The sequence below is a fragment of the Mycobacterium numidiamassiliense genome, from assembly GCF_900157365.1.
Classification (GTDB): domain Bacteria; phylum Actinomycetota; class Actinomycetes; order Mycobacteriales; family Mycobacteriaceae; genus Mycobacterium; species Mycobacterium numidiamassiliense.
In genome coordinates this window covers 1,306,616-1,329,872 of record NZ_FUEZ01000003.1, presented here as the reverse complement: position 1 = coordinate 1,329,872, position 23,257 = coordinate 1,306,616, and the positions used below count along the sequence as shown (strand labels likewise).

Sequence of the window (23,257 nt, the reverse complement as noted above, 5' to 3'; positions counted from 1 at the left end):
TTCTAGCCCAGGCGGTTGCTCTCACCCACTGAGGAGTCCGTGATATGGCGATACGCGCTGTTTGGCCTGGATCGGGCGGCGAATGACCGCACCGGTGTGGATGGCGCTCCCCCCAGAGGTGCATTCCACGTTGCTGAGCGGCGGTCCGGGGCCCGGCGGCTTGATGGCGTCGGCTGCGTCGTGGAGTTCGCTGAGTGCGACCTACGCTTCGGCCGCTGAAGAGCTGAGCTCGATCTTGGCGGCAGTGCAGGCCGGGGCGTGGGAGGGCCCCAGCGCCGAGCAGTACGTGGCTGCGCACGTGCCCTACTTGGCGTGGCTCGTCCAGGCCAGCGCCGACAGTGCGGCGGAGGCCGCCCAGCAGGAAACCGCGGCCACCGCCTACACCGTGGCCCTCGCCGCGATGCCGACCCTGCTGGAGTTGGCCACCAACCACGTGGTGCATGGGGCCTTGCTGGCAACGAACTTCTTCGGTATCAACACGATTCCCATTGCCGTCAACGAGGCCGACTACACGCGGATGTGGGTCCAGGCAGCCACCACGATGACTACCTATCAAGCGGTCACGACCGCCGCGGTAGCGGCGGCGCCGCAGGCTGATCCGGCGCCGCAGATCGTTCGGGCGGACGGCCCCGTCCAGACCGGACCGGGCACCACCGGTGGTGCCTACGGAGGCGACGGCGACAGCGACCTGGGCGTATTGCCGATTGTCGACAATGACGCCGGTGACCCGTGGAACCTGAGTTGGTGGATAAATCGATTCCTCGAACCCTTCCAAACCCTGTTCAGAGATGTCGGATTGATAGGGAAGGAACCCTTCTCACAGGTCCTATTCCAGTTCGAGGAGGACGTTGCTGGGGTATTCGCGGATGAGTTCGGCCATGCGATCCAGGCGCTTCAGTCTTTCGTCCCCCAACTTGTGACAATGGGGTTGGCCTTGCCGGCGGGACTGGCGGGAGCAGGAAGTTTGGTGAGCCTGGCCGCGCTGATCGAAACTCAGCCCGAAATTGCCCCACCCGTGGCACCACTGCCGCAGGCTCCCAACCTTCCGGTAGCCACGAGCAGTCCACCGACGATGAGTGCCGCAGCAGGGGCCCCGGCGCCTTCTTCGGCTCCGGCTTCGGCGCCGGCCAGTGCACCGGCCACAGCCCCTGCACCGTCGGCCCCTCCGCCCTCGACCGGTGTCGTCTCCGGTCCCTTCCCATACGTCGTGGGCGGTCCGACCCTCGGCGGCAACATGGGGATGAGCGCAAGTGCCCAGCGGAAGGCCCCGGAACCCGAAGCGGCCGCGGCAGTGGCGGCGGCGTCGGCACGCGAAGCGCAACGGGCGCAGCGGCGCCGTCGGGCGGCGCTGAGCGATCAGCACCGGGGCTACCGTTTCGAATTCCTCGATGACGGCCCCGTACCGGCGGTGGATGCCGGCCTACCAGGGGCCTCGGCCGGCTCGGCCCACCCGTCAGACCGGGGTGCCGGGTCGTTGGGCTTTGCCGGAACGGTCCGCAAAGACGCCGTGGAGGCGGCAGGGTTGGCCACGCTGGCCGGTGACGAGTTCCAGCGCGGGCCCACGCTGCCGATGCTTCCGGGAACCTGGGAGCCCGACGGGCCGCCGCCCGACTCGGGGGAGTCAGGCTCGTCACCGGGGCAAGACCGTTGACCTGGCCTGCGGAACTTTTTTGGTACGACAGCCGACTACTACGAGGATGCTCGTAGAGGCGCTCCGGCCCAGACGGTCACTCGAGCGAAACCGGATCGAAAAGGAGTCGCTGCCATGATCGCGCCGGTTTGCGTAGCCCCAGCGGCCGAGGCCCGTTCGGTGTTGCTGGCATGGCGCCCGGGGCCTTGTCGCGCGGTCTGTGCAACGCCCGACAGCTGGGAAATGAACATCTTTTGCTAATGAAAATCATTTTCAGTAAGCTACGCTACGGATGCCACCGAAAAGGAAGCAAACTCGCATGTCCAACGGGCTCAAGCGCCTCGACAGTTAGCTTATGCAATGCTAACTTCAGGCGAATCAGGTTAGGGGAGACTACCTAGATGGAAAGCAGCAACCGTGGAACGCGGTGACATTGGCATGCTCGCAGCTCAGCCGACTAATTCCGGAGTGAACGGCAAGGTCGACGGCGACACGGTGACCCGGTTCGCCACGTCCTGTCGCGCGCTGGGCATCGCGATCTACGAGCGCAAGCGCCCGGCCGATCTGGCGGCCGCTCGCTCGGGCTTCACCGAGCTGACCCGGACCGCCCACGACCAGTGCGACGCGTGGACGGGTCTGGCCGCCGCCGGCGACGTGTCGCTGCGCGTGCTTGAGGCCATCTCTCGCACAGTGACCACAGCGGGCAGGCTGCAGCGTCAGGTGGAACTGGAGCCCGGCGCACTGGGCTTCCGCTACGACACCGGTCTGTATCTACAGTTCCGTGCCAGCAACACTGACGAATTCCACCTCGCTTATGCGGCGGCGCTGGCAACTGCCGGGCGGTTCGCCGAAGCCCATCAAATCGTCTCCGGCTTCACCAAGCGCCGCCCGAGTTGGCGCGAGGCCCGCTGGGTCGATGTCGTCATCAACTACCGCGCCGAGCGGTGGTCCGACGTGGTCAAGCTCCTGACCCCGATCGTCAACGACCCCGAACTCGACGAGGCCTTCACCCACGCGGCCAAGATCGCCCTGGGCACCGCGCTCGCCCGGCTGGGCATGTTCGCCCCGGCGCTCTCCTATCTGGAGGAGCCCGAGGGGCCCGTCGCGGTGGCGGCCGTCGACGGCGCGTTGGCCAAAGCGCTTGTGCTGCGCGCGCACGTGGACGAGGACTCGGCAAGCGAAGTGCTGCAGGATCTGTACGCGGCCCATCCCGAGAACGAACAAGTCGAACAGGCACTGATCGACACCAGTTTTGGGATCGTGACCACCACCGCAGCACGGATCGAAGCTCGCACCGATCCGTGGGATCGCGAAACCGAGCCCAGTCCCGGTGATTTCGTCGACCCCGGAGCACAGGAGCGTAAGCGTGTGCTCCTGGCTGAGGCCGAACGCGAACTCGATGAATTTATCGGCTTGGACAAGGTTAAAGACCAGGTGGCTCGGTTGAAGAGTGCAGTGGCGATGGAGCTGGTGCGCAAACAGCGTGGGCTCGAAGTCGCTCAGCGCACCCACCATCTGGTCTTCACGGGGCCGCCCGGGACGGGCAAGACCACCATTGCCCGAGTCGTCGCCAAAATCTATTGCGGCCTCGGCCTTTTGAAGCGGGAGAACATCAAAGAGGTGCACCGCGCCGACCTCATCGGGCAACACATCGGGGAGACCGAGGCTAAGACGAACGCGATCATCGACAGCGCGTTGGACGGGGTGCTGTTCCTTGATGAGGCTTACTCGCTGGTGGCAACCGGTGCGAAGAACGACTTCGGCCTAGTGGCCATCGATACCCTGTTGGCCCGGATGGAGAACGACCGCGATCGGTTGGTGGTGATCGTGGCCGGGTACCGCGCTGACCTGGATCGCTTCCTTGACACCAACCAGGGGCTGCGCTCGCGCTTCACTCGCAGCATCGACTTCCCGTCGTACAAGCCGATTGAACTGATAGAGATCGCGAACTTCATGGCCGCCAAGCGCGACAGCGGATTCGATCAGGACGCGCTCGACACTCTCGAGGGGTTGTTCGCGCATCTGGCCAACTCGTCGAAACCGGATGCAGCCGGTGTGGAACGTCGCGGTCTTGATATTGCAGGCAACGGCCGATTCGTTCGTAACGTCGTCGAAAAGTCGGAAGAGGAACGTGAATTCCGGTTAGACCACTCCGAGCACGCCGAAACCGGCGAGTTCACCGATGAGGAGCTGAGGACGATCATCGCCGAGGACGTACGCAATTCGGTGGAGCCGCTGCTACAAGGCCTTGGCTTGCAGGTGCCCGCATGACCAACCCGGATTCCCAGGACGAACGGCGTTCGTTCACGTCGCGAACACCGGTCAACGACAACCCCGACCAAGTTGTCTACCGGCGCGGGTTCGTCACTCGTCACCAGGTGACCGGCTGGCGTTTTGTGATGCGCCGGATAGCCTCCGGAATTGCCTTGCACGACACCAGAATGCTGGTTGACCCGCTGCGCACCCAGTCGCGTGCCGTGTTGATGGGTGTGGTCATCGTGGTCACCGGCTTGGCGGGCTGCTTCGTGTTCTCGCTCATCCGGCCCAACGGGCAGGCGGGCAACAACGCGGTGCTCGCTGACCGCGAGACCGCGGCACTGTATGTGCGGGTGGGGGACGAACTGCACCCCGTGCTGAACCTGACCTCGGCGCGGCTGATCGTCGGCCGACCTGTTAATCCGGCTACGGTGAAAAGCACTGAACTGGACCGCTTTCCGCGTGGCAACCTGATCGGCATTCCTGGTGCACCCGAGCGAATGGTGCAGAATTCGTCGCACGACGCGAACTGGACGGTGTGCGACACGGTCAGTGAGCCCGCCCAAGGTGGGCGCGCCGCCCACAGCACCGGCGTCACGGTGATCGCCGGTCAGCCCGACACTCGCGGCGCACGGGCCACCACTCTCGGTGCAGCGCAGGGCATTCTGGTCGACAATTCCAACAGCACCTGGTTGCTGTGGGACGGCAAGCGCAGCCAGATCGACCTGGCCGATCACGCCGTGACCAATGCGCTTGGACTGGGTGCTGACGTGCCCGCGCCGCGGCCCGTCGCGCCCGGGTTGTTCAACGCGATCCCGGAGTCGCCGGCACTGGCGGCGCCGTCCATCCCCAATGCCGGTGCCGCGCCGGCGTTCGGCGCCCCCGGCCCGATCGGTGCGGTGGTCGTGTCCTACGCGTTGGACAAGACTTCGTCCGACGCGACACGGTACTACGCTGTGCTGCCCGACGGTCTGCAGCCGATCTCACCCGTGCTCGCCGCGATCCTGCGTAATACCAATTCATATGGTCTGGAGCAACCGCCCCGGCTTGGCGCGGACCAGGTCGCTAAGCTGCCGGTGTCGCGGCTGCTGGACACCGCTCGCTACCCGGGCCAGACCGTCAGCCTGATCGACGCTGCGAAAAGTCCCGTCACGTGCGCCTATTGGAGCAAGCCGTCTGGCGCTGCCAGCAGCTCACTAAGCCTGTTGTCCGGCTCGGCGGTGCCCGTGCCGGACGCGGTGCGCACCGTCGATCTGGTTGGCGCCGCCAGCGGTGCCCAAGGTGTCGCGACCCGGGTCGCGGTGGCGCCCGGCGCCGGATACTTTGCCCAGACCGTGGGGGGCGGCCCGACCTCACCCGGGGCCGGGTCGTTGTTCTGGGTCTCCGACACCGGAGTGCGCTACGGCATCGACACCGAGCCGGACAATTCCGGCGCCGGGCATGGGAAAGCCGTTGAGGCCCTTGGGCTGAGCGCCCCGCCGGTTCCGATCCCGTGGTCGATCCTGTCGCTGTTCGCGAGCGGCCCGACGTTATCGCGCGCGGATGCGTTGCTCGCGCACGACGGATTGCCCCCCGACAGCAAACCCGGCCGCCCCTTGTCGGCCGAAGGAGGGCTTCGATGAGCCGACTGATCTTTGAAGCCCGCCGACGGCTGGCGCCGCCAACCACTCGCAAGGGCACCATCCACATCGAGCCGCCGCCCGAGCTGCCCCGGGTGATTCCGCCGTCCTTCCTGCGGCGCGCAATGCCCTTTGTGATCGTCATCTTGATCGTCGGCATGATCGTCGCGTTGGTTGCCACCGGGATGCGGGTGATTTCCCCGCAGACCCTGTTCTTCCCGTTCGTGCTGCTTTTGGCGGCCACGGCGCTGTACCGCGGGAACGACAACAAGATGCGCACCGAAGAGGTGGACGCCGAACGCGCCGATTACCTGCGTTACCTGTCGGTGGTGCGGGACAACATCCGGACCCAGGCGGCCCAGCAGCGTGCCTCCGCTCACTGGTCACATCCGGAACCGGTTGCGCTGGCTGCTATCCCGGGCTCGCGGCGTCAGTGGGAGCGCGACCCGCACGACCCCGACTTCCTGGTGGTGCGGGCCGGCCGCGACGACGTGCCGCTGGACACCGCGCTGCGGGTCAAAGACACCGCCGACGAGATCGACCTGGAACCGGTGTCGCACAGTGCATTACGCAGCCTGCTTGACACCCAGCGGACTGTCGCCGACGTGCCGACCGGGATCGATCTGACCAAGGTCTCCCGCATCACCGTCGTGGGCGAGGCCGAAGAGGTACGGGCGGCGTTGCGCGCCTGGATCGCTCAGGCGGTCACCTGGCACGACCCGACGGTGCTCGGGGTGGCGCTGGCCACCCGCGACCTGGAGGGCCGCGATTGGGCCTGGCTGAAATGGCTGCCACACGTGGACATTCCCGGCGAGATCGACGGCGTCGGTCCGGCCCGTTATCTGTCGACCAATCCCGACGAGCTGATCTCGCTGCTGGGCCCGGCGCTGGCCGATCGGCCGGCGTTCACCGGTGAGCTCGCGGATGCGCTGCGGCACTTGCTCATCGTCGTCGATGACCCCGACTTCGACCTCAATGCTTCGGCGCTGGCGGCAGGCCGGTCCGGCGTCACCGTCGTGTACCGGTCGGCGACGGAGCCGAACCGCGAACAGTATTCGGATCCGGAGAAGCCGATCCTGCGCGTCGCGGACGGCGCCATCGAGCGCTGGCAGACTGGCGGCTGGCGGCACTACATCGGCGACGCGGATCAATTCGGCGTTGACGATGCCGCCCATCTGGCCCGGCAGCTGTCTCGCTGGGACTCCAATCCGACCCATACGGGGCTGCGCTCGGCGGCTACCCGGGGCGCCAGCTTCAACGCGCTGGTGGGGATTCCGGATGCGTCGCAGCTCGACGTGCCGACCCTGTGGGCTCCACGCCACCGTGACGACGAGTTGCGGGTGCCGATCGGCGTCACCACGACCGGCGAGCCACTGTTCTTCGACCTCAAGGACGAAGCAGAAGGCGGCATGGGTCCGCACGGCCTGATGATCGGTATGACCGGTTCGGGCAAGTCGCAGACCCTGATGTCGATTCTGTTGGCGCTGTTGACGACTCATCCGGCCGACCGGCTGATCGTCATCTACGCCGACTTCAAGGGTGAGGCCGGGGCCGACAGCTTCCGCGACTTCCCCCAGGTCGTCGCGGTGATCTCGAACATGGCCGAGAAGAAGTCGCTGGCCGACCGGTTCGCCGACACCCTGCGCGGTGAGGTGGCCCGTCGTGAGACCCTGCTGCGCGAGGCCGGCCGCCGGGTACAGGGCAGCGCGTTCAACTCGGTGGTGGAATACGAAAACGCGATCGCCGCCGGGCACGACCTGCCGCCGATCCCCACCCTGTTCGTGGTCGCCGACGAGTTCACCCTGATGCTCGCCGACTACCCGGAGTATGCGGAGCTTTTCGACTACGTGGCGCGCAAGGGCCGCTCGTTCCGCATCCACATCCTGTTCGCGTCCCAGACGCTGGACGTGGGCAAGATCAAGGACATCGACAAGAACACCTCGTACCGCATCGGGTTGAAGGTGGCCAGCCCCAGTGTTTCCCGTCAGATCATCGGCGTGGAGGATGCCTATCACGTCGAATCCGGCAAGGAGCACAAGGGCGTGGGATTCCTGGTGCCCGCCCCCGGCGCGGCTCCGATCAAATTCCGCAGTACCTACGTCGACGGCATTTACGACCCGCCGCGGACGGCCAAAGCCCTTGTCGTGCAATCGGCCCCGGAGCCGAAGCTGTTTCCGGCCGGACGCGTTGAGCCGGACCAGGGCACCGTGATTTCCGGCGCCGAGGAAGAGGAAGTGGTCGGGCCCCCGCGCAAGCTGATCGCGACCATCGGCGAACAACTCGCGCGTTACGGGCCGCGGGCGCCTCAGCTGTGGCTGCCGCCGCTGGACGAACCGATCCCGCTGACCGAGGTGCTCGCGCGCGCCGAGTTGCCGCAACGGCAGTGGCGCTGGCCGCTCGGTGAGATCGACAAGCCGTTCGAGATGCGGCGCGACCCACTCGTATTTGATGCCACGTCGGCGTCCGGCAACGTAGTGATCCACGGGGGGTCCAAGTCCGGCAAATCGTCTGCGCTGCAGACATTTATCTTGTCGGCGGCTAGCCTGCACTCGCCGCGCGACGTCACGTTCTACTGCCTGGACTACGGCGGCGGTCAGCTGCGCGCGCTGGAGGACCTAGCGCACGTCGGCAGCGTCGCGTCGGCGCTGGAGCCCGAACGCATCCGCCGCACCTTCGGTGAGCTGGAGCAGCTGCTGCTGTCCCGGCAGCAGCGCGAGTTGTTCCGTGACAAGCATGGGTCGGCGCCCGATGACGGCTTCGGCGAGGTGTTCTTAGTCATCGACAACCTGTACGCGTTCGGCCGCGACAACACCGATCAGTTCAACACCCGTAACCCGTTGCTGGCCAAGGTGACTGAACTCGTCAACGTCGGACTAGCGTACGGGATCCACGTAATCATCACCACGCCGAGCTGGTTGGAGGTGCCGCTGGCGATGCGGGACGGCCTCGGACTGCGCCTCGAACTCAAGCTGCACGACGCGCGCGACAGCAACGTGCGGGTGGCCGGCGCGCTGCGACGTCCCGCCGAGGCTGTGCCACACGACCAGCCCGGCCGCGGGTTGACCATGGCAGCCGAGCATTTCCTGTTCGCGGACCCCGCGCTGGACGCGGAAACAAACCCAGTGGCCGCGATCAACGAGCGCTACCCCGGGGTGACCGCGCCGCGGGTCCGACTGCTGCCGACCAACCTCGCGCCCGATGCGCTCGGGTCGCTGTATCGGGGCCCGGAGCAGGTGGTCATCGGTCAGCGCGAAGAGGACCTGGCGCCGGTCATTCTCGACTTCACCGAGAATCCGTTGCTGATGGTGTTCGGCGACAGCAAGTCTGGCAAGACCACACTGTTGCGCCACATCATCCGCACCGTGCGCGAGCACTCGAGCGCGGATCAGGTGGCCTTCACCGTGCTGGATCGGCGGCTGCATCTCGTCGAGGAGCCGCTGTTCCCGGACAACGAATACACCGCCAACATCGACCGCATCATCCCGGCGATGCTCGGACTGTCCAACATCATCGAATCGCGGCGGCCACCGGCGGGCCTGTCCGCGGCCGAATTGGCCCGATGGACCTATAGCGGCCACACCCATTACCTGATCATCGATGATGTCGACCAGATCCCGGATTCCCCGGCGATGAGCGGCCCGTACATCGGGCAGCGGCCGTGGAGCAGCCTGATCCCGCAACTGTCGCAGGCGGCGGATCTGGGGTTGCGGGTGATCGTCACGGCACGCGCCACCGGGTCGGGCCACGCACTGATGACCAGCCCGCTCCTGCGCCGATTCAACGACCTGCAGGCGACGACGCTGATGCTGGCGGGCAACCCGCAAGACAGCGGCAAGATCCGCGGACAGCGATTCGGCCGGTTGCCCGCCGGACGCGCGATTCTGTTGGGCGACAGCGATAGCCCGACGTATGTACAGCTGGTCAACCCCTTGGTTGGCGAGTCGGTAATTGGGGGAGCCGACGAGGGTTTCGCCCGCTGATGGTGAGTGAGATGCAGCGAAAGGAGCAGCTATGACGTTGCGAGTAGTGCCCGAAGGCCTGGCGGCGACCAGTGCGGCGGTGGAGGCGCTGACGGCGCGGCTGGCGGCCGCGCACGCGGCGGCGGCCCCGGCGATTACCGCGGTGGTGCCGCCTGCTGTCGATCCGGTGTCGCTGCAGACCGCCCTGGGCTTCAGCGCCCAGGGGCAGGAGCACGCTGCCGTCGCCGCGCAGGGTGTCGAACAGCTGGGCCGGGCCGGTGTCGGCGTTGGCCAGGCGGGAGCCAGCTATCTCATGGGCGATGCCGCGGCGGCCGCGACGTATGGAGCGGTGGGCCGCTGACAATGACCGCGCCCGTCTGGATGGCTTCTCCGCCGGAAGTGCACTCGGCGTTGCTGAGCGCTGGCCCGGGACCGGGGTCGCTGTTGGCGGCCGCCGGGGCGTGGATGTCGCTCAGCGCCGAATACGCTTCTACCGCAGCCGAACTCAGTGGGCTGTTGGGTGCGGTGCAGGCCGGAGCGTGGGACGGGCCGAGCGCCGAACAGTATGTGGCCGCGCACCTGCCGTATCTGGCGTGGCTGCAGCAGGCCAGTGTCGACAGTGCGGGTGCGGCCGCGCAGCATGAGGTCGCGGCGGCGGCGTACACCAGCGCGTTGGCGATCATGCCGACGCTGCCGGAGCTGGCGGCCAACCACGTCGTCCACGGCGTGCTGGTGGGGACGAACTTCTTTGGAATAAACACGATTCCGATCGCGCTGAACGAGGCCGACTACGCACGGATGTGGGCCCAGGCGGCTACCGCGATGGGTACCTACCAGGCGGTCTCGGGTACGGCGCTGGCCTCGGCACCCAGAACGTCCGCCGCGCCCAACATCGTGAATCCCGCTGGCGTGCAGGCCAACAACCTGTCCTTCGCGCCGCAGGCCGCTTCGGACTCCGGCAACTGGCTGGAGAACCTCCTCCAGCAGATCGCGCAGTTCCTGCAGGACATCGTGCAAGACCTGCAAAAGATGATTCAGCAATTGGCGTCGAGCTTGGGGCCGTGGCTGGTCGCCAACTTCCCGCTACTGTTCTTCATCGCCTACGAGGCGTTTTTCATTCCGGTCGGTTTTACGACCTGGGGCCTGGTTCTCAGCGCGCCATTACTGATACCGCTTGCTTTCGCCATCGGGATCACTGTCTTTTTGCAGATGTTCGACCTTCCACCGCTCGACGACTTCCCAGAGGCGGCACCAGCTCTCGCGCCCGAGGCTCAAGCGCCGCTACCGGTGGCGGCCATGGCCCCCACAACGGCCAGCCCCGCCGGCGCTCCGGCGTCGACGGCAGCGGCGGGTGCCGGTGCGGCTGCCGTGCCGGCTCCAGCTCCGGCGCCCTGGGTCTTTCCCTACGCGGTGGCCCTCGGCAATGATCCGGAAACGGGTTTCTCGCCGACGGTAGGTGGCCGCGGCGGGATGAAGGCGCCGTCGGCGACCATCCCCGCGGCCGCGGCGGCGGTGCCCGCCCGGGCGATTGGAGCCCGGCGGCGCCGGCGCTCGGCGATGCATGACCACGGCGACGAGTTCCTGGATATGAACGTCGACGTCGACCCCGATTGGGGCGGTCCGGCCAATGGCGCTGAGCGACTGGCCTTCGCGACGGCCTCCGCCAGCGGTGCCGGGCAGCTGGGATTCGCCGGGACGGCGGCCAGGGACGCGGATCTGGGGGCGGCGGGGTTGACCAAGTTGGCCGGCGACGAGTTCGGGGACAGCCCGCGCATGCCGATGGTGCCAGGCACCTGGGATCAGGACACTGAGGGCCCGAATGAGCCCGAGGAATCAGCAAGGGGGGGTCGAGACAGTTAGCAACGAGGCTTTCAGGATGGCTTTTGCAGACCGAAATTCGAAGAGACGGAATAGAAAGGAATCACTATGAGTCTTCTGGATGCTCATATTCCGCAGTTGGTGGCCTCGCAGTCGGCGTTCAGCGCCAAGGCGGCGCTGATGCGCAGCACCATCAGCCAGGCCGAGCAGGAAGCGTTGTCCGCGCAGGCATTTCACCAGGGGGAGTCCTCGGCAGCATTTCAGGCCGCGCACGCCCGCTTCGTCGAAGCCGCCACAAGGGTGAACACCCTGCTGGACATCGCGCAGGCCAACCTCGGCGACGCCGCGGGAACCTACGTGGCCGCAGACACCGCCGCAGCGTCGAGCTACACCGGATTCTGATCCGGCCGATAACACACGAAAGGGCTTGTGATGTCACAGATTATGTACAACTACCCGGCCATGCTCGGCCACTCCGCGGATATGTCGGGTTTCTCCGGCACGCTGCAGGGGCTCGGCGCCGATATCGCCACCGAGCAGGCCGCGCTACAGAACGCGTGGCAGGGTGACACCGGGATGACCTACCAGGTTTGGCAGGCGCAGTGGAACCACGCAATGGAATCGCTGGTGCGGGCCTACCAGTCGATGGCCGCCACCCACGAATCCAACACCATGGCGATGTACGCGCGAGACACCGCCGAAGCTGCTAAGTGGGGATAGTTCCTACCTAGATGAGTGCCGAACCCAACGCCGTCGAGCTGACAGTCGAGCAGGCGTGGTTCATCGCCGAAACCATTGGAGCGGGGACCTTTCCGTGGGTGCTGGCGATCACCACGCCGTACTGTGATGCCACGCAACGAAACGCGTTCTTGCAATGTCAGCAGGACGAGCTGACCAGGATGGGTCTGGTGTCGGCGGATGGTGTCGTCAACCCAGCGGTGGCCGACTGGATCCGGGTGGTTTGCCATCCGGACCGGTGGCTGGATTTGCGTTACGTGGGGTCTGCCGCGGCCACCGGTACCGGCGAGCTGCTGCGCGGGGTTGTCGCGCAGCGCGCCGGGACCACCGGTAAGACCTCGAAGACGATCGTGGCGCTGCGCAGTGCGCAGCTGATCACGTTCACCGCGATGGATATCGACGATGCACTGGCGTTGGTCCCGGTGTTGGGTGTAGGGCTGGCGCATCGGGCGCCGGCACGGTTCCACGAGTTCAGCATGCCGGCCCGTGTCGGAGCCCGCGCCGATGAACGGCTGCGCTCCGGCGATACGCTAGCGGAAGTCGTTGACTACCTGGGTATCCCGAAGTCGGCACGGCCAGTGGTGGAGGCCGTGTTCAATGGCCCACGCAGCTATGTCGAGATCGTCGCCGGCTCTCGCCGTGATGCTCAGCACGCCACCACCGAGGTTGGGGTGAGCATCGTGGACACCACCGCGGGCCGGGTACTGGTCAGCCCGTCCCGCGCGTTCGACGGCGAGTGGGTCTCGACGTTCAGTCCGGGCACCCCCTACGGGATCGCCATCGCGATCGAACAGCTGACCGCTAGCTTGCCGAACGGCCACTGGTTCCCCAGCCACCGGCTTTCCCGAGATTTCTCCACCCAAAACGCGTAATCGCACCCAGATAGAGAGAGAGCACGATGTCCCAGCAATGGCCCCAGCCAAATTCGGGGGTCCGGTGACCGCCGGTACCGTCATGCCGATCGTCCGCGTTGCCATCCTCGCGGACAGCCGCCTGACGGAGATGGCCCTGCCCGCGGAGTTGCCGCTGCGCGAAATCCTGCCCGCGGTCCAGCGATTGGTGGTCCCAGCGGCGCAGAACGGCGACGGTGGTGCCCTCAACGGCGCAGCTGGCGGCACGGTTTCGCACCTGAGCCTGGCTCCCATCGGCGGGGCGCCGTTCAGCCTGGACACCAGCCTGGACACCGTCGGAGTCGTCGACGGTGACCTGTTGGCGTTGCAGCCGGTGCCCGTCGGTCCGGCCGCACCCGGCATCGTCGAGGACATCGCCGACGCCGCGATGATCTTCTCGACCTCACGGGTAAAGCCTTGGGGCACAGCGCATATCCAGCGCGGAGCGCTCGTCGCGGCTATCGCCGTCGTCTTCGCGGCAACTGGTCTGGGTGTCACCTACCGGGTGGCGACCGGCGGACTGTCCGGCGTGGTCGCCGTCGGCGTGATCGCCGCTGTCACCGCGGTGGCCGGCCTGCTGATCACGGCGCGCGCCGAGCGCGCCGGGACGGCGCTGTCGATCGCCGCGTTGGTGCCCATCGCCGCCGCCCTGGCGTTGGCAGTGCCCGGGACATTCGGGCCGGCGCAGCTGATGCTGGCCGCCGCGGGTGTCGCCGCGTGGTCGCTGGTCGCGCTGCTGGTGCCGAGTCCCGAGCGTGAGCGCATCGTGGGTCTGTTCACCGCCGCGGCGGTGGTCGGCACGGGCGTGCTGCTGGCGGCGGGAGCCGAATTGCTCTGGCAATTACCCATACTCACCATCGGTGGCGGCCTCATCGTTGCGGCGGTGCTGGTCGCCATCGAGGCGGCCCAGCTGTCCGCGGTGTGGGCGCGCTTTCCGCTGCCGGTCATCCCGGCACCCGGTGATCCCAGCCCGTCAGCGCCGTCGTTGCGGGTGCTCGAGGACTTCCCGCGGCGGGTTCGCATCAGCGATGCCCATCAGAGCGGTTTCATCGCCGGCGCAGTGCTGCTCAGCGTGCTGGGATCCGTGGCGATCGCGCTGCGTCCCGAAACCCTCAGCGCCGCAGGCTGGTACGTGGTGGCGGCGACCGCGGCCACGTCCGTCCTGCGGGCCCGGGTGTGGGATTCGGCCGGCTGCAAGGCGTGGTTGCTTGCCCAGCCGTTCCTGGCCGCCGGCGTCCTGCTGGTGATCTACACCGCGACGGGACGTTACGGCGCAGCCCTGGGGGCGGCGCTGGTGCTCGGTGTGCTGGCGGTCCTCTGGGTCGTGGTGGCGCTGAACCCGGTCATCGCGTCCCCGGAAAGCTATTCGCTACCGGCGCGACGGCTGCTGGGTTTTGTGGCCTCCGGCCTGGATGCCTCGCTGATCCCCGTCATCGCCTTCCTGGTCGGCCTGTTCGGCTGGGTACTGAATCGATGATTCGGGCTGGCTTGGCCTGTCTCGCCGCGACGGTGACCGTCACGGTGTGGGCCTGCCCGTCGGCGCTGGCGATCAGCCAGCCCGCGGTCGACCCCGGGGTGCCACCGCCGAGCGGCACGCCGGGACCGGTGCAGCCGATGGAGCAGCGCGGCCCGTGCAGCGCGTCGGGCGTCATCGCGGGCAGCGATCCAGGCGCCGTCACGCCCAGCCAGGCGACGCTGAATCTTCCTGCGGCATGGCAGTTTTCCCGTGGTGACGGCCAAATCGTGGCGGTCATCGACACCGGTGTGCGTCCTAGTTCACGCCTGCCCAACGTCGACCCCGGCGGCGATTTCGTGGAGACGACCGACGGCCTGACCGACTGTGACGGCCACGGAACGCTGGTTGCCGGCCTCGTTGCCGGCCAGCCCGCCGACGACGGCTTCTCGGGCGTCGCACCCGCGGCACGCGTGCTCTCGATCCGGACGACGTCGGCGAAGTTCTCGCCCCGCACCACCGGCGGCGATCCGCTGCTCGCCCGCGCGTCGCTGGAGGTCACGGCGCTGGGCCGCGCGATCGTGCATGCCGCCGACCTCGGCGCCAGGGTGATCGATATCTCGACGGTGACGTGCGTGCCCGCCGATCGGCCCATCGACCAGGCGGCGCTCGGCGCGGCGATTCGCTACGCGGCCGTCGACAAGGACGCGGTGATCGTGGCGGCCGCCGGCAACACCGGGGCCACCGAATCGGGCGGCGGCGGAACCTCGTGCGAGGCCAACCCGCTGACCGACCTCAGCCGTCCGGGCGACCCACGCAACTGGGCCGGCGTCACGTCGGTCTCCGTCCCCTCGTTGTGGCAGCCCTATGTGCTGTCGGCGGCGGCGTTGACCCCGGACGGCCAGCCGTCGAAATTCACTATGTCCGGCCCGTGGGTGGGCGTTGCGGCGCCCGGCGAAAACATTGTGTCCGTGAGCAATCGCGACGGCGGTGGCCTGGCCAACGGCCTGCCCGACGACCACCAGCAGCTGGCGGCGCTCAGCGGCACCAGCTATGCGGCCGGCTATGTGGCGGGAGTCGCTGCGCTGGTGCGCAGCAAGTATCCGGCGCTCAGCGCGGCGGACGTGCTGCGTCGCATCACCGCGACCGCGCACAACGGCTCGCGGGCACCGTCGGATGTCGTCGGCGCCGGCAGCGTGGACCCGGTCGCCGCGCTGACGTGGCAACTGCCCGCGGGCAACCAGCCCGCTATGCCGTCGGCAAAGCCGGTCGCCGTTCCGCCGGCCCCGGCGCCCAAGGACACCACACCGCGCACCGTCGCCTTCGTCGGCGCCGCCGCTCTGGCGTTGGTTGTCGCGGTGGTCGCCGCAGTCGTGGCGATTGCCCGCAGAAAGGAACCCTCTTCATGAGCCAGTTGCGCTCGATCCCGCTCCCAGGCAGCGGCCGAATTACGTTGGCGGCGCTGGCTGTAGTGCCCGCGGCGATGGCGTACCCCTGGAATTCGACCCGCGACTACTGGGTGCTCGGCATCGCCGCCGTCGTCGTGGTCGTGCTGTTCGGGTGGTGGCATGGACTGCACTTCACGACCATCGCGGGCCGCCGGCTGGCGATGGCGGGTCGGCGCGGTAAGCCGATCCCACCCGCCAGGCCCGCCACCACAACCGCGCTGCTGCGCATCGGGCCGCCGGTCGACGACAACGAGGTGCTGCCGCTGCCGCTGATCGCCCGGTACCTGGACCGCTACGGTATCCGTGCCGATAAAATCCGAATCACCAGCCGCGACAACGCATCCGATGCTTCGCGGCGGGAGACCTGGATCGGGATCACAATATCGGCCGCCGACAACCTGGCGGCGCTGCAGGCCCGCTCGTCGCGGATCCCGTTGCAGGAGACCGCCGAAGTGGCGGCCCGTCGGCTCGCCGACCATCTTCGTGAGATCGGTTGGGAGGCCAACACGGTCGGTGCCGACGACGTGCCGCGGCTGGTCACGCCGAACATCCGCGAGACCTGGTCCGCATTGCAGCGGGGCGCCTCAGATTACGTTGTGGCGTACCAAATTAACGTGAACAACGCGTTGCCCGAGACGTTGGAGGCGATCCGGTCGTATCCGGCGCGCGAGACGTGCACGGCGCTGGAGATCGCCTGCGGTGGCACGGGCGGTCTCAACACGATCGCGGCCGCCTGCGCGTTTCTCACCGAGACGCCTGCCGATCCGGGGACACCGTTGCCCGGCCTGGTCGCCCAACGCGGCAATCAGCTGCCGGCACTGATCGCGCTGGATCTGTTGTCCACCCGACGACTTGACGGACACGTGGAGGCAGCCGACGGTGTGCTGGCGGGCCTCGACTGGCCCACTCCGTCGGCGGGGGCGCACCGGGCGCCCGACCCGAGATCCCTCGTCGACCAGGACGCCTGAGCAAATTCCGGGGCCTCTGGGGCGCCGATTGGCACCATGCGGTAATACGGATTGTCTATCCGCCGATTGCCGACGGTGCTGATCAGGAGGACGATATGTGGGATCCCGACGTCTACTTGGCGTTTGCGGACCATCGCAGCCGCCCGTTCTACGACCTGCTCTCGCGGGTCGGGGTCGAGCGCGCGCGTCGGGTGGCTGACCTGGGGTGTGGGCCCGGCAACCTGACGAAGTATCTGGAGAAGCGCTGGCCCGGCGCGGTCATCGAAGCTCTGGACACCTCGCCGGAGATGGTCGCCGCGGCGCGCGAACGCGGCATCGATGCCAGCGTCGGTGACGTGCGGGACTGGGCACCGAAGCCAGACACCGACGTGGTCGTCAGCAATGCGGCCTTGCATTGGGTGCCCGAACACGCCGATCTGCTGCAGCAGTGGGCCGGCCAGCTGGCTCCGGGAGCGTGGATCGCCGTGCAGATCCCCGGCAACTTCGAGACGCCGTCACATGCCGCGGTGCGCGCGGTGGCGCGTCGCGAGCACTACGCAAAAGCGTTGAAAGACATACCATTTCGAGTAGGCGCTGTGGTCCAGCCGCCAACGTACTACGCCAACATGCTGATGGATGCCGGCTGCCGGGTCGACGCCTGGGAAACGACGTACCTGCACCTGCTGACCGGCGAACACCCGGTGCTGGGCTGGATCACCGGCACCGCGCTGGTTCCGGTGCGCGAGCGTCTCGACGACGCGGGATGGGAGGAGTTCCGTCAGGAGCTGATCCCGCTGCTGGACGATGCCTACCCGCCTCGGGCCGACGGCACCACGATCTTCCCGTTCCGGCGGGTGTTCATGGTGGCCGAGGTCGGTGCGGCCGGTCGCTCGGCTCAGTAGTCGATTCGGCTATTCCTCGACGCCGCGGTCGACGGCGATCGCCGACCTGCTGGTCGGCGTGGTCCGATGGATCTGCAGATACGTTTCGGTGTAGCGCATCGCGATGCGGGTCCCGGCAAAGTCGGAGGGGATGACGTCGCCGGTCCGCTGCCGCCAATCATGCAGTCGGACAGCCAGATCGGCCGCGATCGCATCCATGCCGGGATCGCCGTCGGCGAGCAGGTTGCGTGTCTCGGTGGGATCGGTGCGCAGATCGTAGAGTTCGCGTTCGGGACGCGGTGACGTGACGAATGGCGCGACCGCCAGCCCCGACGGGCTCTCCTGGATATCCCAGGGCAGATCGAGCAGCGGCCTGGGCACGTAGTTCTCGATGTAGCTGTATTCCTTCGTGCGGATTGCCCTTATCGGATCGAACGAGTCGTGGTAGGTCTTCATGGTGTAGACCTGATCGCGCACCGGATCGGCCGGCGTCTGTGGCGCGAGCAGGGCGTGCGCATGTGACACGCCTTCGATGTCGGCCGGCACGTCGAGGCCCAGCAGCTCCAGCAACGTCGGGACCAGGTCGACGCCGCTGAACAACTCGTCGTAGACCACGGGCGCGGCGGCCCGGCTGGTGGGCGGGCGGATCAACAGCGCGATGCCCGTTCCAGCGTCGTAGAGTGTGGATTTCGCGCGGGGGAGGGCCGGGCCGTGATCGGTGAAGAACACCACCCAGGTCCGCTCGTCCAGGCCGGTCTCGGCCAGCGTGTCCAGCAGCCGGCCAACCGCGGCGTCGGCGGTGCTGATGGCCCCGTAGAAGTCGGCGAGGTCGCCGCGCACCTCGGGGGTATCGGGCAGGTAGTCGGGCGGGTCGACGATCGCGCTATCGGCCGGCTCGTAGCGATCGCGCGGGTAGGGCCGGTGGGTCTCGAAGAACCCGGCCGTCAACAGGAATGGCTGTCCGCGGCGTTGCGGAGCGTCGTCGCGCAGCCAGTCAGCTGCCTTCTCCACCACGTACTCGCAGTAGGAGTTCGACACGTCGAATTCGTCGAAGCCCAGCCGCTTCGGGTAAGAGGTCTCGTGCTGCATACCGAAAAGTACTGAATACCAACCAGAGTCGGATAAAATCTGGGGCAGCGTCTGTACCCCGCTGCGGTACTCCCAACCGTGGTGGGCCAGCCCGACCAGGCCGTTGCTCTGCGGGTAGCGGCCGGTGAAAAACGAACCGCGCGACGGCGAACACAGCGGTGCGGTGGCATGGGCCCTGGTGAACAGGAAGCTTTCGGCGGCAAGCCGATCAAGTCGCGGGCTGGACACGTCTGGGTGACCGTAGGCACCGAGGTAGCGTCCCAGGTCGTGCCAGTGCACGATCAGTACGTTGTCGCCCGTCAATTCCTTCACCTCTTCACCTTGCCTTGCGACCGGCGACGATACCGCAGTCACCTGCGGTGAGTCTGAGTGTGCTGACAAGTCAGACAACGTGGATGGAATTTAGCTCTCGTTGAAGGGAACCGGAGTGGACACGGTGCTGACAGGCCTGGGCATGCTGGAATCACCGCGCTGGCGGGCTGGACAGCTCTGGGTGGCTGACTGGACGGCCGGGCTGATCCGCGCGATCGACGCGTTCGGCAAGTACCGGATCGTGGTCGAACACCAGTCATTGCCAATGTGTTTCGACTTCCTGCCGGGCTCACCCGCCGAGGAAGGGCTGGTGCTGACGTCGAGCTCGCACAAGGCGTTGCTTCGGCTCTCGGCGGACGGGACGCTGTCGCGCTACGCCGACCTGTCGGCGCTGTCACCGTATGGCCCCAACGACATCGTGATCGACGGCCGCGGCAACGCCTACGTCAACAACGTCAACTTCGATTTCGCCGCGGGCCCGCCCGCCGGTGATCCCGCGCCCGGGTTCGTGGCCCTGGTGAACAACGGCGGCGTCCGCATCGTCGCCGACGACCTGGCCTTTCCCAATGGGATGGCCGTCACCGCCGACAACTCCACGCTCATCGTGGCCGAGTCGTACCGGCACCGGCTAACCGCGTTCGACATCGGCGCGGACGGATCGCTGTCGAATCGCCGGGTGTGGGCAGATGTGGGAGGGCACTCACCCGACGGCATCTGCCTGGACCGCGACGGCGCCACCTGGTACGCCGACGTCGGCGACGCCTGTTGCGTGCGCGTGTGCCAGGGCGGGGAGGTGCTGGACCGGGTCCAGCTCGATCGCGGCGCGTTCGCCTGCATGCTCGGCGGCGACGACCGCTCCACTCTGTTCGTGGTGGCCGCGCACTGGCCCGGCCCGCAGCGGTTGTTGGATCACACCGAGTGGGATGGCACCGTGCTGGCCGTCGCAGCCCCGGCCCCCGGTGCGGGCTGGCCGGGCGCCGATTCCCCGGGCGGTTGACCCCAGCGGTTTTCAGCGACGAACTCCGACAGCGGCCGGGCGTACGTCCAGCCGTCCAGTTCGAGGGCCGGCCGGTCCGGGAAGTCGGGGACCGGTCCCACGCACAGGATGGCCACGGGTTCTGCGTCGGCGGGCATCGCCAGCAGGGCCGCCAACGGCTGCGGGTCGAACAGCGACACCCAGCCCACCCCGACGCCCTCTGCCCGGGCCGCCAGCCACAGGTTCTGGATCGCACACGACACCGACGCGAGGTCCATGTGCGGCAGCGTGCGCCGGCCGAAGATGTGCGCGTCGCGTTTGTCGGACAGCGCCACCACCAAGAGTTCGGCGCAGTCGAGAATGCCCTCCACCTTCAGCTTCAGGAATTCCTCGCCCCGCGGCCCCAGGGCTTCCGCGGTGCGCGGGCGCTCCTCGGCGACCAGCGCGTGGATGCGCTTGCGCAGCGCGTCATCGGTGACGCGGATGAAGCGCCAGGGCTGCATCAGGCCGACGCTGGGCGCGTGGTGCGCGGCCTGCAACAGCCGGGCCAGCACGTCCTCGGGCACTGAGCTGTCGGGCACGAAACGGCGCATGTCGCGCCGCTCGGCGATCACCCGGTAGATGGCCTGGCGATCCCGCGCGCTGAACGCGTAGTCGGTCATAGCGCCATCGTAGAAACGACGTGGCCGATATCCATACCACGAGATAGTGCAGCGGGTTACCACCAGGCGAGATTGACATTATTGCGTGAATACACCAATGGCACGGTCCCGTGGCCGCGGATGACGATCACGGACTGTAGGTGACACCGACGGCCCGGTAGACGTATTCCGGTGGCACGTCGAAGGCCAGCGATTGCCGCGGCAGCCGGTCGAGCACGTCGGCTGCGATGTCGGTCTTGTAGTGCAGCGAGAGCTCGCCGGAGAACTTCGGGTCGACCTCGGCGACGTCGAGGTCGACCCGCAAGCCCGTCGACGAGATGGTGGCCTTCGCCGCCCCGGTCTGCGCCGCGTCCCAGCGCACGTCGACGGTGGGGCCGGCGAGCTTGGGCAGCATGGACAGCGTGGCCAGCACCCGCTGTGCGGTGAACACCAGCGAACCCGTGTAGCTGGCGACGCTGTGCGGTGCCCGCACGCCGGGGATGACGCCGCTGAAGCGCCGGGTCACGGAGACGTAGTCGGCGAGGTGGATGAGGCCTTCCGCCTCGACCTGAGCGTGCAGGTCGTCGGGGAGCTTGCCGATGCCGAAGAGCCTGCGGACAAAGACAGCCATGACGCCAGTATGACTCCGGTTGGCGGAGCCGCGTCACACCGAATTTGCCCGGTCTGCCGAAACCGCTGCTGTGCTGTAGTTTTCGTTGATCACGGGCCAGTGACCTAACTGGCCCTAAAGCTTTACTTGACCTTGAGTGAGGCGCTGCTTGACGATTGACGGTATGCGCCGACTGCTAGCTCTGCTGCGCACCGCGGCGTGCGCACTGTTCGCGATGCTTGTGCTCGCCCCGGCAAGCAGCGCCGCCCCGACGTCGACGGGCAACCCCCTGGCCGGCACCCCGTGGTTCGCCAGCCAGGTTGGCAATGCCACGCAGGTGGTTTCGGTCGTCAGCACCGGCGGGTCGAACGCGACTATCGACGTCTACCAGCGCACCGCCGCCGGCTGGCAGGCGCTGCGCACCGGCGTCCCGACCCACGTCGGCTCGGCGGGCATGGCCCCGCAGGCCAAGAGCGGGGTTCCGGCGACTCCGACCGGCGTCTACTCCCTCGACTCCGCCTTCGGCACCGCGCCGAACCCGGGCACGGCCCTGCCGTATACCCAAGTGGGACCGAACAATTGGTGGAGCGGCGACGACCATAGCCCAGCCACCTTCAACACCATGCAGGTGTGCGCGAAGGCGCAGTGCCCGTTCAACACGGCCGAGAGCGAGAACCTGCAGATCCCGCAGTACAAGCACGCCGTCGTGATGGGCGTCAACAAGAACAAGGTGCCCGGCGGGGGTGCGGCGTTCTTCTTCCACACCACCGACGGCAAGCCCACCGAGGGCTGCGTGGCGGTCGACGACGCTCAGCTGGTGTCGATCATGAAATGGCTGCAGCCCGGCGCGGTCATCGCGATCACCAAGTAGCTCAGTCGGCGCCCGCGACAGCACGGCCGGGCTTGACGTTAAAGTCCATGCCCTTCAACGACATTGTGGCGTCGTAGGTCCGGTCGTAGCCGGTTCCGCTGATCTTCCAGCCGTTCTCGGTACGCCGGTAGGTGTCGCGGTAGAAGGCCGCACCGATCAGCAGGAAGTCCAAATCGGCGACGATGACCTTGTCCTGCAGATACCAACTGCCCGTTGCGGTGTCGCCGCTCACGTTGATCTCGGGATGGGTCACCCGGTGTTCGGTGAGGACGTTGGCGGGCAGCGAGGTCCGCATGTACTCAACCAGGTCGGCGCGGTTGGTGAAGTGCAGCTCGTTGCCGATCGACGGCCCGTAGTCGGCCTTGATGTCCTCGGCCAGGGTGTCGGTGAACTCGTCCCAGTGCTTGGTGTCCAGGGCACGCAGATAGCGGTATTTGACTTGCTTGATGGCTTCGATATCGGCGAGATCGTCGAGGGTCATCCCGTCATTGCAGCACACGCGTGACCATGTCGATCAGGGCCCGTCGTTCCAGGGTCCAATCGATGGCGCTACCGGTGACCATCTGGGCCAATATCACACCGCGCAGTGTGGCCCAAATAACCTCGGCGACACCGGCATTGGCCGGATCGCTGGTGATCAGCCGGCCCAGCTGGCCGATCGCGGAGTTCATTTCGACGAGGTGGCGCCGCGACGATTGGCCCAGGCCGCCGCGGGTGGCCCGCAGGATTTCGAAAGCCGCCATCGACGTCGGACTGCTGTAGCAACTCCACGCGGTGTCGATGACGACCTCGATGCGCTCGCGCAGCGGCAATTCGCTGACATCGGCCGACGACAGGCTCTCGATCAGTCGGTCCACGCCGTCGTCGACGACGGCCATCAGCAGCCCGTTGCGGTCGCCGAAGTGGTACTGGATGACGCCCCACGTCACCCCCGCGCGCTCGGCCACGTGTTTGGCGGTGGCGGCGGCGAATCCTTCCTCGACGATGCAGCGGACCGTCTCGTCGATGATCCTCGCGCGGGTGGCGTCGCCGCGCTTGCGGGGCGCGCTGGTGCGCCGGGTGGGGCTCGCGGAGCGTCCGGGCGTCTGGCCTGCAACGATGGACATTGTTGACTTTATA

General features: G+C 67.3%; 20 protein-coding genes. 15 read left to right on the top strand and 5 right to left on the bottom strand.

What is annotated here, in order from left to right; translation table 11 throughout:
- Positions 1–82 precede the first annotated feature (82 nt).
- The 13 genes from MNAB215_RS06200 to MNAB215_RS06140 all read left to right on the top strand — a co-directional run bounded on the left by MNAB215_RS06200 (position 83) and on the right by MNAB215_RS06140 (position 17,660).
- Entirely contained in the window at positions 83–1,651 is a 1,569-nt protein-coding gene (locus tag MNAB215_RS06200) for a PPE family protein (RefSeq protein ID WP_077077917.1), read from the top strand.
- 396 nt (positions 1,652–2,047) lie between these two features.
- The gene (eccA, locus tag MNAB215_RS06195) at positions 2,048–3,901 is read left to right on the top strand and encodes a type VII secretion AAA-ATPase EccA (RefSeq protein WP_077077916.1); all 1,854 of its coding nucleotides are present in this window, start codon (positions 2,048–2,050) and stop codon (positions 3,899–3,901) included.
- Complete coding sequence (gene eccB, locus MNAB215_RS06190; protein WP_077077915.1) at positions 3,898–5,508, top strand: type VII secretion protein EccB; 1,611 nt, start codon at positions 3,898–3,900, stop codon at positions 5,506–5,508. The genes eccA and eccB overlap by 4 nt, the downstream gene beginning before the upstream one ends.
- Complete coding sequence (gene eccCa / locus MNAB215_RS06185; RefSeq protein ID WP_077077914.1) at positions 5,505–9,485, top strand: type VII secretion protein EccCa; 3,981 nt, start codon at positions 5,505–5,507, stop codon at positions 9,483–9,485. The genes eccB and eccCa overlap by 4 nt, the downstream gene beginning before the upstream one ends.
- A 31-nt stretch (positions 9,486–9,516) precedes the next feature.
- Positions 9,517–9,825, top strand: a complete 309-nt coding sequence (locus MNAB215_RS06180) for a PE family protein (RefSeq protein WP_077077913.1) — start codon at positions 9,517–9,519, stop codon at positions 9,823–9,825.
- A 2-nt stretch (positions 9,826–9,827) separates the two neighbouring features.
- Positions 9,828–11,324: a PPE family protein gene (locus MNAB215_RS06175; RefSeq protein ID WP_077077912.1), complete on the top strand. Its 1,497-nt coding sequence runs from the start codon at positions 9,828–9,830 to the stop codon at positions 11,322–11,324.
- A gap of 66 nt (positions 11,325–11,390) precedes the next feature.
- Positions 11,391–11,684, top strand: a complete 294-nt coding sequence (gene esxG, locus MNAB215_RS06170; RefSeq protein ID WP_077077911.1) for a type VII secretion system protein EsxG — start codon at positions 11,391–11,393, stop codon at positions 11,682–11,684.
- A gap of 30 nt (positions 11,685–11,714) precedes the next feature.
- The gene (locus MNAB215_RS06165) at positions 11,715–12,002 is read left to right on the top strand and encodes a WXG100 family type VII secretion target (protein WP_077077910.1); all 288 of its coding nucleotides are present in this window, start codon (positions 11,715–11,717) and stop codon (positions 12,000–12,002) included.
- Between the two features lie 11 nt (positions 12,003–12,013).
- Positions 12,014–12,892 carry an ESX secretion-associated protein EspG gene (locus MNAB215_RS06160; RefSeq protein WP_077077909.1) on the top strand — a complete coding sequence of 293 codons (879 nt, stop codon included), beginning with the start codon at positions 12,014–12,016 and terminating at the stop codon, positions 12,890–12,892.
- Between the two features lie 37 nt (positions 12,893–12,929).
- The gene (gene eccD, locus MNAB215_RS06155) at positions 12,930–14,387 is read left to right on the top strand and encodes a type VII secretion integral membrane protein EccD (protein ID WP_108637539.1); all 1,458 of its coding nucleotides are present in this window, start codon (positions 12,930–12,932) and stop codon (positions 14,385–14,387) included.
- Entirely contained in the window at positions 14,384–15,772 is a 1,389-nt protein-coding gene (gene mycP / locus MNAB215_RS06150) for a type VII secretion-associated serine protease mycosin (RefSeq protein WP_077077908.1), read from the top strand. The genes eccD and mycP overlap by 4 nt, the downstream gene beginning before the upstream one ends.
- A complete protein-coding gene (gene eccE, locus MNAB215_RS06145; RefSeq protein ID WP_077077907.1) occupies positions 15,769–16,779 on the top strand; it encodes a type VII secretion protein EccE in 1,011 nt (336 codons plus the stop codon). The genes mycP and eccE overlap by 4 nt, the downstream gene beginning before the upstream one ends.
- 95 nt (positions 16,780–16,874) lie before the next feature.
- Positions 16,875–17,660: a trans-aconitate 2-methyltransferase gene (locus tag MNAB215_RS06140; RefSeq protein ID WP_077077906.1), complete on the top strand. Its 786-nt coding sequence runs from the start codon at positions 16,875–16,877 to the stop codon at positions 17,658–17,660.
- 9 nt (positions 17,661–17,669) lie between these two features.
- Here the strand turns inward: MNAB215_RS06140 and MNAB215_RS06135 are convergent, their stop codons facing one another.
- Positions 17,670–19,040 carry a sulfatase family protein gene (locus MNAB215_RS06135; RefSeq protein ID WP_077077905.1) on the bottom strand — a complete coding sequence of 457 codons (1,371 nt, stop codon included), beginning with the start codon at positions 19,038–19,040 and terminating at the stop codon, positions 17,670–17,672.
- A 100-nt stretch (positions 19,041–19,140) separates the two neighbouring features.
- Between MNAB215_RS06135 and MNAB215_RS06130 the strand changes: the two genes are divergently transcribed.
- Positions 19,141–20,037: an SMP-30/gluconolactonase/LRE family protein gene (locus MNAB215_RS06130; RefSeq protein WP_245830140.1), complete on the top strand. Its 897-nt coding sequence runs from the start codon at positions 19,141–19,143 to the stop codon at positions 20,035–20,037.
- Here MNAB215_RS06130 and bluB read toward each other — a convergent pair.
- Both bluB and MNAB215_RS06120 read right to left on the bottom strand, forming a co-directional pair.
- Positions 19,950–20,678, bottom strand: a complete 729-nt coding sequence (gene bluB, locus MNAB215_RS06125; RefSeq protein WP_083746015.1) for a 5,6-dimethylbenzimidazole synthase — start codon at positions 20,676–20,678, stop codon at positions 19,950–19,952. The genes MNAB215_RS06130 and bluB overlap by 88 nt on opposite strands.
- 127 nt (positions 20,679–20,805) lie before the next feature.
- A complete protein-coding gene (locus MNAB215_RS06120) occupies positions 20,806–21,288 on the bottom strand; it encodes a mitochondrial porin family protein (RefSeq protein WP_077077904.1) in 483 nt (160 codons plus the stop codon).
- A 163-nt stretch (positions 21,289–21,451) separates the two neighbouring features.
- On the opposite strand from MNAB215_RS06120, the gene MNAB215_RS06115 reads away from it, so the two are divergent.
- Positions 21,452–22,138, top strand: a complete 687-nt coding sequence (locus MNAB215_RS06115) for a L,D-transpeptidase family protein (protein WP_077077903.1) — start codon at positions 21,452–21,454, stop codon at positions 22,136–22,138.
- Position 22,139: 1 nt separating this feature from the next.
- On the opposite strand, the gene MNAB215_RS06110 is transcribed toward MNAB215_RS06115, so the two are convergent.
- Positions 22,140–22,619: a nuclear transport factor 2 family protein gene (locus tag MNAB215_RS06110; protein ID WP_174604526.1), complete on the bottom strand. Its 480-nt coding sequence runs from the start codon at positions 22,617–22,619 to the stop codon at positions 22,140–22,142.
- 4 nt (positions 22,620–22,623) lie between these two features.
- Positions 22,624–23,244, bottom strand: coding sequence for a TetR/AcrR family transcriptional regulator (locus MNAB215_RS06105; RefSeq protein WP_077077901.1), 621 nt, complete (start codon positions 23,242–23,244; stop codon positions 22,624–22,626).
- Between the last annotated feature and the right edge of the window lie 13 nt (positions 23,245–23,257).

Excerpts from the sequence above, each read along its gene's own strand:
- eccD (WP_108637539.1), top strand. The coding sequence starts at position 12,930 with ATGGCCCCAGCCAAATTCGGGGGTCCGGTGACCGCCGGTACCGTCATG.
- MNAB215_RS06165 (WP_077077910.1), top strand. The coding sequence starts at position 11,715 with ATGTCACAGATTATGTACAACTACCCGGCCATGCTCGGCCACTCCGCG.
- bluB (WP_083746015.1), bottom strand. The coding sequence starts at position 20,678 with ATGACCGACTACGCGTTCAGCGCGCGGGATCGCCAGGCCATCTACCGG.
- MNAB215_RS06120 (WP_077077904.1), bottom strand. The coding sequence starts at position 21,288 with ATGGCTGTCTTTGTCCGCAGGCTCTTCGGCATCGGCAAGCTCCCCGAC.
- MNAB215_RS06110 (WP_174604526.1), bottom strand. The coding sequence starts at position 22,619 with ATGACCCTCGACGATCTCGCCGATATCGAAGCCATCAAGCAAGTCAAA.
- MNAB215_RS06140 (WP_077077906.1), top strand. The coding sequence starts at position 16,875 with ATGTGGGATCCCGACGTCTACTTGGCGTTTGCGGACCATCGCAGCCGC.
- MNAB215_RS06180 (WP_077077913.1), top strand. The coding sequence starts at position 9,517 with ATGACGTTGCGAGTAGTGCCCGAAGGCCTGGCGGCGACCAGTGCGGCG.
- MNAB215_RS06175 (WP_077077912.1), top strand. The coding sequence starts at position 9,828 with ATGACCGCGCCCGTCTGGATGGCTTCTCCGCCGGAAGTGCACTCGGCG.
- MNAB215_RS06160 (WP_077077909.1), top strand. The coding sequence starts at position 12,014 with ATGAGTGCCGAACCCAACGCCGTCGAGCTGACAGTCGAGCAGGCGTGG.
- eccCa (WP_077077914.1), top strand. The coding sequence starts at position 5,505 with ATGAGCCGACTGATCTTTGAAGCCCGCCGACGGCTGGCGCCGCCAACC.
- mycP (WP_077077908.1), top strand. The coding sequence starts at position 14,384 with ATGATTCGGGCTGGCTTGGCCTGTCTCGCCGCGACGGTGACCGTCACG.
- esxG (WP_077077911.1), top strand. The coding sequence starts at position 11,391 with ATGAGTCTTCTGGATGCTCATATTCCGCAGTTGGTGGCCTCGCAGTCG.
- MNAB215_RS06105 (WP_077077901.1), bottom strand. The coding sequence starts at position 23,244 with ATGTCCATCGTTGCAGGCCAGACGCCCGGACGCTCCGCGAGCCCCACC.
- eccE (WP_077077907.1), top strand. The coding sequence starts at position 15,769 with ATGAGCCAGTTGCGCTCGATCCCGCTCCCAGGCAGCGGCCGAATTACG.
- MNAB215_RS06115 (WP_077077903.1), top strand. The coding sequence starts at position 21,452 with ATGCGCCGACTGCTAGCTCTGCTGCGCACCGCGGCGTGCGCACTGTTC.
- MNAB215_RS06200 (WP_077077917.1), top strand. The coding sequence starts at position 83 with ATGACCGCACCGGTGTGGATGGCGCTCCCCCCAGAGGTGCATTCCACG.
- eccB (WP_077077915.1), top strand. The coding sequence starts at position 3,898 with ATGACCAACCCGGATTCCCAGGACGAACGGCGTTCGTTCACGTCGCGA.